The sequence below is a fragment of the Cryobacterium sp. TMB1-7 genome (genome assembly GCF_004402435.1).
GTDB lineage: Bacteria > Actinomycetota > Actinomycetes > Actinomycetales > Microbacteriaceae > Cryobacterium > Cryobacterium zongtaii.
The window spans coordinates 116282-125324 of record NZ_SOFZ01000023.1 but is presented as its reverse complement, the minus strand read 5'-3'; the positions used below and the strand labels follow the sequence as shown (position 1 = coordinate 125324).

Genomic DNA, 9043 nt, shown 5'->3' with positions numbered 1-9043 from the left:
GCCGACGATCTGGCTCGCGTCGCAGCGAAACTCAACCGCCGGCCCCGACCCACCCTCGGCCTCGAAACCCCAGCCAACCGGCTAGCCCAGCTGCTCACAACAGCACAAACCACCGGCGTTGCTTAGACCGATTGACTTTGCCCGAAGTTTGTGGGGCTTATCTCACAGTTCGCGAGACATTGCTTTCCGCATCGCGGAAAGGGCACCCACATAGTGGAAACACTGTGGAATTCTGATCCCGCGCCGGTCACCGGTCGCACGCTCATGCACACTGGATTCAGACAAAAGACAGAGAGGTCTCCATGTCATCGTCAACCCCCGTCCCGGCCGCACCGCCTCGCACCGCAGACTCGAGCATCTCCGAGGCGGACCTGCGCCGGGCCGGCTGGGCCAGCTCGCTGGGCAGCGCACTGGAGTACTACGACTTCGCGCTCTACAGCCTGGCGTCGGCGCTCATCTTCAGCGAACTGTTCTTCACCGACAGCGACCCCACCACCGGGCGCATCCTGGCCTTCGCCACCTACTTCATCGGTTTCGCGGTGCGGCCCCTCGGCGGCCTGTTCTTCGGGTCGCTCGGCGACCGCATCGGCCGCAAGTCGGTACTGCTGCTCACCGTGCTCCTGATGGGCGGCGCCAGCACCGCGATGGGCTTGCTGCCCACCTACGACCAGGTCGGCATCCTGGCACCGATCCTGCTCATCGTCCTCCGCATCCTGCAGGGCTTCGGCGCCGGCGCCGAACAGGCGGGCGCCGCCACCCTGATGACCGAGTACGCGCCCCGCCACCGCCGCGGGTTCTTCGCGTCACTGCCATTCATGGGCATCCAAATCGGCACCGTCATCGCGGCCCTGGTCTTCTTCCTGCTGCTCATCCCGAGCCAGCAGGTCGTCCTGGATGGCCTGTGGCGCATCCCGTTCCTGGCCAGCGCCGTGCTGATCGGCGTCGCCGTGTACATCAGGCTCAAGCTCAAGGAATCGCCCTCGTTCGTGAAGCTCGAGGCCCACGAACAGGTGCAGGCGAAGCCGTTGCGCAACCTCCTGCGCACCTCGCGCAAGACCGTGCTGATCGGCATGGGCCTGCGCATGGCCGAAAACGGCGGTTCGTCGATCTACCAGGTGCTGGCCATCAGCTACGTCGTCACCGTCGCGCTGGGCTCGTCGGTCACCGCCGGCCCGATCGGCGCCATCTCGCTGGTCTTCGCCGCCGCCGTCGGTGCGATCACGGTGCCCGTCGCCGGGCTGCTCAGCGACAGGTTCGGTCGCGTGCGGGTCTACCGCGGGTTCGCCATCTTCCAGTTCGTGATCGCCGTGCCGGTCTGGTGGATCCTCAGCACCGGCAACGTCGTGGCGACCGTCGCGGCCATCTCGGTGGCCCTCGGCATCGGCACCTGGGGCATGTTCGGCGCCCAGGGCGCCCTGATGCCCGAACTGTTCGGCTCCCGGCACCGCTACACCGGCGTGTCGGTGGCCCGCGAATTCTCCGCGGTCATCGCCGGCGGCCTGGTGCCCCTGGTCGGTGCGCTGCTGCTGGCCTGGTTCAGCGACAGCTGGGTGCCGCTGGCGCTCTACCTGCTCCTGCTGACCGGTGTCACGATCGCCGTCACCTTCATCACGCCGGAGACCAGGGGCCGCGACCTCGACCTCGAGACGGATGCCGTCGACGACGCCTCCCTGCCGGCTGCGGCACCCGCATCCGCGCCGGTCGCCGTCGCGGTGGGTACCCCTCGTGCCTGACCTGGCTGCGGCCGACGCGCCGACCTCAGCGTCGGGGCAGCAGCACGGCCAGCTCGGCTGCGGCATCGCGCAACGGACCGAGGAACTGCAGGGCCTGCTCCACCGTGGTGCGGTAGGCCGGCGACGGAACGGAGAGGGCGGCCACCGCGATGCCCATCGCATCGAGCACGGGAACGCCGACGGTGACGATGCCCTCCTCGTGCTCCTCGTTCGAGACCGCGAAGCCCTGCGAGCGCACCCGGGCGATCTCGGCCGCGAACGCCGCCCGGTCGGTGATCGTGCGGCTGGTGAACCGCTCCAGCGGCAGCGCCGTCACCAGGTGGTCACGAGTCTCCCAGTCGGCGAAGGCTACGAGCACCTTGCCCATCGACGTGCAGTGCAGCGGGCCGAGCTTGCCGGTCTCGCCGCGAACGCCCACGTGGTGGCGCGCCTCGATGTGGTGGATGTAGAGCTGGTGCTCGCCGTCGAGGACCGACATCAGGCTGGCCTCGCCGGTGGCGCGCGACAGCGTGCGCAGCACGGGCAGGGCAACGCCCTGGAAGCCGTGGGCGCTGGACACTGCAGCGCCGAGCTGGAACAGGCGCAACCCCAGGCTGTAGAGCTTGGTCTCCGGATTGAAGCTCACGAAGTCGTCGCGCACCAGCGAGCCGAGCAGCCGGTGCGTCGTGGTCACCGGGTACCCGGTCCAGCGGGCCAGGTCCGAGAGGGTGGCCCCGTCGGGATGCGGGCCGAGCACGGTCAGCAGGCTCAGCGCCTTGCCCACCATGTCCTTGCCCACCGTTTCGGTGTCCCCGGTTCTCACGCGTCGATCGTACCGGCATCCGCTACGGCGGGCGCACCGTGCTGATCGCACGGGTGGCCACCGGCGCCGGGCCCCGGCACGGCATCGTGCACGGCGACAGGGTGGAGCTGGTGCACGGCCTGACCGACCTGCGCCGCACCGGAGAGCAGGTGCCCTTCGCGCCGCACACCCTGCTCGCCCCGGTGCTGCCCGGCACCATCTACGGCATGGCCCACAACAGCGGGCCCGGCGACCGGGAGTTGGCACCGCAGGCGTTCCTCAAGCCGCGGCACGGCGCCATCGGCCCCGGCGACCCCATCCCCGTACCGCACGGCATAGGTCCTGTCGTCGCCGAGGCCGAGCTGGCCCTCGTGATCGGCAGCCCGGCCCGGCACCGCAGCCTGGCCGACGCGCTCGAGGTGGTGCTCGGCTATACCGCCGTGAACGATGTCACCGCTCGCGCGCTGCAGGCCCAGGATTCGCTGTGGCTGGCCGGCAAGGGCTTCGACGGGTTCACCCCGCTCGGCCCGGTGATCGACACCGAGTTGCCCATCGAGGCCGGCATCCGCCTGGCCGTAGACGGCACGACGGTCTCGCAGTCGGCGACCACCGCACTGGCACGCGGTTTCGCCGAGATCATCGTCTACCTCAGCAGCATCACCACCCTGCAGCCGGGTGACGTCATCCTCACCGGCGCCCCGGGAGCCGACGCCGAGCTGCTGCCCGGCGGCCGGGTGGCCGTCACCGTGGGCGGGCTCACCCTGGTGAACCCCGTCGTCGGCGCCGCCGCACCCGTCGGCCTGCTCGAGCACTACCGGAAGGCCATCGCATGACCCCCGACACGCACCAGAGCGCCACTCTCGACGTCGTCACCCTCGGCGAGATCATGGCGATGTTCGTGGCCGACGAGGCCGGCATCCTGGCCGGCGTCGATCACTTCACCCGCCGGCTGGCCGGGGCGGAGTTCAACGTGGCGGTAGGCCTGACCAGGCTCGGCCACCGGGTGGGCTATCTCACCCGGCTGGGCGCCGACCCGTTCGGCGAGTTCGCACTCGCCCGGCTGGCAGAACTCGGCATCGACGCCGCGGAGGTCTGCATGGACCCTGGCGCTCCCACCGGATTCCAGCTGAAGAACCGGGCCGGCCCCGGCGACGACCCCACCGTCGTGTACTTCAGGGCGCATTCCGCCGCCCGCCGGCTGGCCCCCACCGCGGCGACGGATGCCTATCTGCGCCGCGCCAGGCACCTGCATCTCACCGGCATCCCGCTCGCCCTCGGCGAGGGCCCGCGCGCCCTCGCCGGCCAGGCGATGGCCGCCGCCCGGCGCTCCGGCGCCACGGTAAGCGTCGATCCCAATCTGCGTCCCGCGCTCTGGCCCGACACCGCGACCATGGTGCAGACGGTCAACGAGCTCGCCGTGCAGGCCGACTGGGTGCTGCCCGGTCTGCCCGAGGGGCGCATCCTCACCGGGCACGGCACGCCGGAGGGCGTCGCCGGCTGGTACCTCGACCGCGGCGTGAAGGTCGTCGCCGTCAAGACCGGCGCGGCGGGCGCCGAACTCTTCACCCGCGACGGCCTGCACGTCGTCTGCCCACCGTTCAGGGTGTCCCCGGTCGACACCGTCGGAGCCGGCGACGGCTTCGCGGCCGGGTTCATCAGCGCCGCCCTCGACGGCCGCCCCGTGCACGAGTGGCTCAGCCGAGCCGCCGCGGTGGGCGCCATCGCCACCACCAGCCACGGCGACCAGGAAGGCCTGCCAGACCGCGCCGGCCTCGAGGCCTTCCTCGAAGCCGCCACACACCAGACTCAGAGGCACGCCTCCACCCCCGCAGAAAGAGCCTTCGCATGACCACCAGCGCCACCCGCCCGTCCACACTCCGCCCGTCAACACTTCGCGTCGTCGTGGCCTCCCCGCTCTCGGAAGAGCTCTGCCGTCTCATCGAGCGGGCCGAACCGCGCCTCGACCTCGTCCGGGACCAAAGCCTGCTCCCGCCCATGCGGCACCCCGCCGACTACCGCGGCGACCCGGCCTTCCGCCGCACACCCGCCCAGCAGACGGCGTTCGAGGCTCTGGTCGACTCCGCCGACGTGCTCTACGGCATCCCCGATGTGGACCCTGACGCGCTCCGGCGCACGGCGCAGGCCAACCCGAAGCTGCGCTGGGTGCAGCTCATGGCCGCCGGCGGCGGCGCCCAGGTGAAGTCGGCCGGTCTCGGCGACGACGACCTGGCGCGGGTGGCATTCACCACCTCGGCTGGGGTGCACGGTGGCCCGCTGGCGGAGTTCGCCCTGTTCGGCGTCCTGGCCGGCGCCAAGCGGTTGCCCCAACTGCAGCAGCAGCAGCGCGAGCACGACTGGCCGGCCCGCCGGCCGCTCGGCCAGGTGCGCGACCAGACCGTGCTCCTCGTGGGCCTGGGCGGCATCGGCCGGGAAATCGCCAGGCTCACCCACGCCCTCGGCATGCACGTGATCGGCGCCCGCCGTGCGGGCAGCACCAGCACCGTCGACCACGTCGACGAGTACGTGTCGATCGACGACCTCGCCGAGCATGCCGCCCGCGCGGACGCCATCGTCGTCTCGCTGCCCGGCACCGACGCCACCGCGGGCATCGTGGGCGCGGCGGTCTTCGCCGCCGCCCGGCCCGGCGTCACTGTCGTGAACGTGGGCCGCGGCACCGTCATCGACGAGGATGCCCTCACTCTCGCCCTGCAGAACGGCCAGGTCGGTTTCGCCGCGCTCGACGTGTTCGCCACCGAGCCCCTCGCCGCCGACAGCGCGCTGTGGGACCTGCCGAACGTCCTCGTCAGCCCGCACACCGCCGCGCTCGACCCCGGCGAGGAACGCCGCATCGCCGAGCTGTTCGCCGAGAACGCCACCGCTCTGCTCGACGGCAGGCCCCTGCGCAACGAGGTCGACACCGTCGAGTTCTACTAGCCCTTCCGCGAACCGTGACTTAAGCCCCGAAAATCCGCGATTTTTGGGGCTTAGCTCACGGTTCGCGGGACGTCAGGGTGTCCATGGTGCGCTGGATGGCGACGGCCGCGGCGCCCTGCGCCCAGGAGATGAATCCGCTGGCTTCCAGGAGCACGTCGACCTCGACGGCCTCGGGGTCGCGGTCGGCCAGGATCGCGGCATCCATCTCGGCGCGGGCGATCTCGAGAAAGCCCAGCCCTTCGCCCGCGAGCACGACGTGTTCGACCATGGCGAGGTTGGCCACCGCGGCGATCAGCCGGCCCAGTGCGGTGCCGGCGGCGCGCAGCACGGCGAGCGCCACCGGGTTGTCGTTCTGCGCCAGGTCGAGCACCTCGGCGTAGCTGACCGGGCGCCCCAGGGCCACCTCCACCTGCCCCCGGATGCTCGGGATCGTGAGCATCGCCGTGGAGCAGCCGCGATGGCCCAGGAAGCACAGCGGGCCCGCCGGGTCGAGCGGGAAGTGCCCGCCGAGACCGAGGCCGGCCTGCGAGGTGCTGACCACCTGGTCATGCATGACAAGGCCGTAGCCCACGCCGGCGCCGACGGTGAGCACGGCGAAGTTGGAGAACCCGCGGCCCAGGCCGAACCAGTGTTCCGCCGCCGCCAGCGCCACGACGTCGTTCTCGACCATGACCGGCACTTTCAGCTGCGCCTCTACGGCATCCGCCAGCGGCACCCCGCGCCAGCCCAGGAACGGTGCGCGGTCCACCACCCGGTTGTCGGAGACCTGGCCGCCGACGCTGATGCCGATGGCGGAGAACTCCTGCTCGTTCGCGAGCTCCCGGGCCAGGTCCACGATCACCGCGACGACGTCGGCCAGCTCATGGCTGGGCAGCGGGCGGGTGGCCCTGCTCCCCTCCGTGGCGCGCAGGTCGGTGGTGACGGCGACGGCGGTGTCGCCGGTGAGCTTCACGCCCAGGAACTGTCGGGCGTCCGCGACCACATCCAGCGGCTTCGCCGGGCGGCCCATGGCGCCCTCGAGCTGCTCGGTCACCTCCACCAGCAGGCCGCCATCGAGCAGGGGCCGTGCCAGACGGGTGAGCGTGGCCAGTGAGAGGCCGAGCCGTTGGGCCAGCACGCTGCGCAGGATCGGCCCGTGGATCAGGACCTCCCGGGCCAACTCGCTGGACGGTGCGCGGTAGCGGCGCTCGGCGGCATCGGCGGATGACATGGGTGGGCAACTTTCGATCGACAGTGCCGGCACGGCGCCCCGGCGCCATCGGCGCTCACGGGCCGGTGAGTACGATCAGAATACCGGTTACGCCCGCCCGGTTATGTTGCAAAACGCAAGAAAACGAAGCCGTCATTTCCGCCGATCTGTGGGTTTGCGGGCGGATCCGGCCAACTTGACTTTGCTTTACTTGCAATATAGAAATATATACATGTCCCACCACAGTGTCGTGAATAACAGTGTCGTCGTGAACAACAGGGCCGTCGTCCATCTCCGCAACGGCGGCACCAGCGTCCTCGTCGATACGAGCGGCCCCGCCCTGCCCGTGATCGTGCACTGGGGCGCCGACCTGGGCTCCCCCGACGCCGCCGACCTCGACGCCATCGTGCTGGCCACCCTGCCCCAGCGCGTCTCCGGCGGTCTCGACGTGCCGGCCCGCCTCGGCCTGCTGCCCCAGGAGACCACCGGCTGGCAGGGCACCCCGGGCCTGACCGGCAGCCGCGCCGGCCGGTTCTTCTCCCCCGCGCTGCTCACCACCGCCATCGAGCACACCGGCGACACCCTCACCGTGCACGCCACCGATGACATCAACCGTCTGGCCCTCCGGATCGACCTGGCCGTCGACGCGGCCGGCGTGCTGAGCTCGAGCCTCACGCTCACCAACACCGGCGACGACGACTACGACCTGGTCGACCTCTGCGTCACCCTGCCGCTGCCCGCCAGCGCCACCGAGATCCTGGACACCACCGGCCGGCACCTGCGCGAACGCTCCCCGCAGCGGCACGCCTTCACCCAGGGCCGGCACCAGCGCGACAGCCGCAAGGGCCGTCCTGGCGCGGATGCGACCCTGCTGCTGGCCGCCGGGACCCCTGGCTTCGGCTTCGAGAGCGGCCTCGTGCACGCCGCGCACCTGGCGTTCAGCGGCAACCACCGACTGGCCGCCGAGAAACTCGTTACCGGGTCGGCGTTCCTGCAGGCCGGCGAGCTGCTCGCCGCCGGTGAGATCCGCCTCGCCCCCGGCGCCGGCTACAGCACCCCCACCGTGATCGCCTCCTGGGGTGACGGGCTCAACGAGCTCTCCGCCCGCATCCACACCCGTCTGCGCTCCCGCGACGTGCACCCGCGCACCCCGCGCCCGGTCACCCTCAACACCTGGGAGGCGGTCTACTTCGACCACGACCTCGGCCGGCTCACCGCGCTGGCGCAGGCCGCCGCCCGCGTCGGTGTTGAACGGTACGTGCTCGACGACGGCTGGTTCCACGGCCGCCGCGACGACACCGCCGGCCTCGGCGACTGGGTCGTCGACGCCGATGTCTGGCCCGACGGCCTCGGCCCGCTGATCGACACCGTAACCGGCCTCGGCATGCAGTTCGGCCTCTGGGTCGAACCCGAGATGGTCAACCCGGACTCCGACCTGGCCCGCGCGCACCCCGACTGGTTGTTGCAGGCCGCCGAACGGCTGCCCGTCGAGGGCCGCCAGCAGCAGGTCCTCGACCTCTCGCACCCCGATGCCTACGCCTACATCCTCGAGAGCCTCGATGCCCTGCTCGTGGAATACCCCATCGACTACCTCAAGTGGGACCACAACCGCGACCTCGTCGACGCCGGCAGCACCCGCACCGGCACCGCCGCCGTGCACGAGAACGTCGTGGCCCTGTACGCCCTGCTCGACGAGCTCAAGGCCCGCCACCCCGGCCTGGAGATCGAGAGCTGCGCCTCCGGCGGCGCCCGCGTCGACCTCGGCATCCTCGACCACACCGACCGCATCTGGACCAGCGACTGCATCGACCCGATCGAACGCCTCACCATCCAGAAGTACACCGGCCTGCTGGTTCCCTACGAACTGATGGGGGCGCACATCAGCGGCCCCGAATCGCACTCCACCGGGCGACGCCACGACCTGTCGCTGCGCGCGGGCGTCGCCCTGTTCGGCCACCTCGGCATCGAGTGGGACATCAGCGCGCTGTCCGCGGCCGACGAGGCCGAGCTGATCAGCTGGATCGACCTCTATGAGGCCAACCGCGCCCTCTTCCACACCGGAACCTCGGTACACGTCGACCACCCCGACCCTGCCGTCGACCTGCGCGGCGTGGTCGCCGCCGACCAGAGCGAGGCGATGTTCGTCTTCAGCCTGGTGGCCAGCAGCGCGGCCTACCCGGTCGGGCCGCTGCGTTTCACCGGCCTGGCCGACGACACCCGCTACAGCGTGCGTCTGGTCAACCGGGAACACACCGGCGTGGGCAACGGCCAGTCCCCGCTGGTCTGGGCCGAGCGGCCACTGACCCTCACCGGCCGGGCACTGCGAACCATCGGCCTGCAGGGGCCGGTGCTCTTCCCCGAACACCTCGCAGTTTTCCAGATCACGTCCGCGTAAGCGGACCGAGC

7 protein-coding genes are annotated in these 9043 nt (G+C 71.0%); 5 read left to right on the top strand and 2 right to left on the bottom strand.

The window, feature by feature from the left end; translation table 11 throughout:
• Nucleotides 1-302 precede the first annotated feature (302 nt).
• Nucleotides 303-1733: an MFS transporter gene (locus tag E3O60_RS10875; RefSeq protein WP_134498059.1), complete on the top strand. Its 1431-nt coding sequence runs from the start codon at nt 303-305 to the stop codon at nt 1731-1733.
• Between the two features lie 25 nt (nt 1734-1758).
• Here the strand turns inward: E3O60_RS10875 and E3O60_RS10870 are convergent, their stop codons facing one another.
• Nucleotides 1759-2535 (bottom strand): IclR family transcriptional regulator, encoded by a 777-nt coding sequence (locus E3O60_RS10870; protein WP_241983679.1) that lies wholly within the window; start codon nt 2533-2535, stop codon nt 1759-1761.
• 38 nt (nt 2536-2573) lie between these two features.
• Here E3O60_RS10870 and E3O60_RS10865 point away from each other — a divergent pair, with 38 nt between their 5' ends.
• The 3 genes from E3O60_RS10865 to E3O60_RS10855 are packed head-to-tail and all read left to right on the top strand — an operon-like array spanning nt 2574 to nt 5448.
• Complete coding sequence (locus E3O60_RS10865; protein WP_134479521.1) at nt 2574-3347, top strand: fumarylacetoacetate hydrolase family protein; 774 nt, start codon at nt 2574-2576, stop codon at nt 3345-3347.
• On the top strand, nt 3344-4363 hold the full coding sequence (locus E3O60_RS10860; protein WP_134479522.1) for a sugar kinase: 1020 nt from the start codon (nt 3344-3346) through the stop codon (nt 4361-4363). Before E3O60_RS10865 ends, E3O60_RS10860 begins: the two co-directional genes overlap by 4 nt.
• On the top strand, nt 4360-5448 hold the full coding sequence (locus tag E3O60_RS10855) for a D-2-hydroxyacid dehydrogenase (RefSeq protein ID WP_134498057.1): 1089 nt from the start codon (nt 4360-4362) through the stop codon (nt 5446-5448). The genes E3O60_RS10860 and E3O60_RS10855 overlap by 4 nt, the downstream gene beginning before the upstream one ends.
• A 55-nt stretch (nt 5449-5503) precedes the next feature.
• On the opposite strand, the gene E3O60_RS10850 is transcribed toward E3O60_RS10855, so the two are convergent.
• Entirely contained in the window at nt 5504-6658 is a 1155-nt protein-coding gene (locus tag E3O60_RS10850) for an ROK family protein (RefSeq protein ID WP_134479524.1), read from the bottom strand.
• Between the two features lie 211 nt (nt 6659-6869).
• On the opposite strand from E3O60_RS10850, the gene E3O60_RS10845 reads away from it, so the two are divergent.
• The gene (locus tag E3O60_RS10845; protein WP_134498055.1) at nt 6870-9032 is read left to right on the top strand and encodes an alpha-galactosidase; all 2163 of its coding nucleotides are present in this window, start codon (nt 6870-6872) and stop codon (nt 9030-9032) included.
• Nucleotides 9033-9043 lie beyond the last annotated feature (11 nt).